This is a genomic window from Nguyenibacter vanlangensis (genome assembly GCF_013376155.1).
Classification (GTDB): Bacteria; Pseudomonadota; Alphaproteobacteria; order Acetobacterales; family Acetobacteraceae; genus Gluconacetobacter; species Gluconacetobacter vanlangensis.
The window spans coordinates 1-828 of record NZ_JABXXP010000995.1 but is presented as its reverse complement, the minus strand read 5'-3'; the positions used below and the strand labels follow the sequence as shown (position 1 = coordinate 828).

The 828-nt window shown below is 65.2% G+C and carries 2 protein-coding genes; both read left to right on the top strand.

Features of this window, described 5'->3' with window-relative positions; genetic code table 11:
• Positions 1 to 364, top strand: a 364-nt coding sequence (locus HUK84_RS20745; protein WP_176641870.1) for an asparaginase, incomplete at its 5' end; no start/stop codon positions are given.
• Between the two features lie 163 nt (positions 365 to 527).
• On the top strand, positions 528 to 828 hold a 301-nt coding region (locus tag HUK84_RS20740; RefSeq protein ID WP_176641869.1), incomplete at its 3' end, for an MFS transporter.

The following is an 828-nucleotide window of genomic DNA, read 5'->3' as shown; positions in this document are numbered from 1 at the left end:
CCTCGGCGCCGAACGCGCGCGCGCGGCGGCGCGGCTGCGCGCGGCGGTCGCCGCCGCCCCGTTCATGGTCGGCGGCACCAACCGCTTCGACACGGTGCTGATGCAGGCCCTGGGCCCCGCCGTGTTCAGCAAGATGGGGGCCGAGGGCATCATGGCCGCCGCCCTGCCCGAACAGGGGCTGGGCATCGCGGTGAAATGCCATGACGGCGCCCCCCGCGCGGCCGAGGTCGCGATGGCCGCCCTGTTGATCCGCTTCCTTGGGCCCGAAAATCGTGACAATATGGTGTTGGCCGGCCTGACACGGCACAGCATGCGCAACTGGAACGGCCTGATCGTCGGAGAAGTGCGCGCCGCCTTCGCCTGATCGTGTCCGCCCGATCACGCCGAATTGACACGCCAGAGCCACACGCCTGTACGAAACTGACAAACAAAAACGTTAACAAGACCAACAACAATTCAACGATAATAAACTAAACGATAATAGATAAGAAACGTTAGTAAATAATAAACGTAAGGAACCGTCCGGCATGAATGCTTCCGCGCCGTCCCCGCGGCACGCCCCGTCCGAGTCCGTCCATGTGCGCTCGATCGTCGTCGGCTGCCTGGCCGCCCTGGCCGGGCTGATGTCCGGCCTGGATATCGGCGTCATTTCCGGCGCGCTGGATTTCGTCACCCGCGAATTCCACGCCTCGCTGATCGCGCAGCAATGGATCGTCAGCGCCATGATGGCGGGGGCCGCGGTCGGCGCCCTGATGGCCGGCTGGATGTCCCACCATATCGGGCGCAAGCGCTCGCTGGTCATCGGCGCCGCCGTGTTCGTGGCCGGCT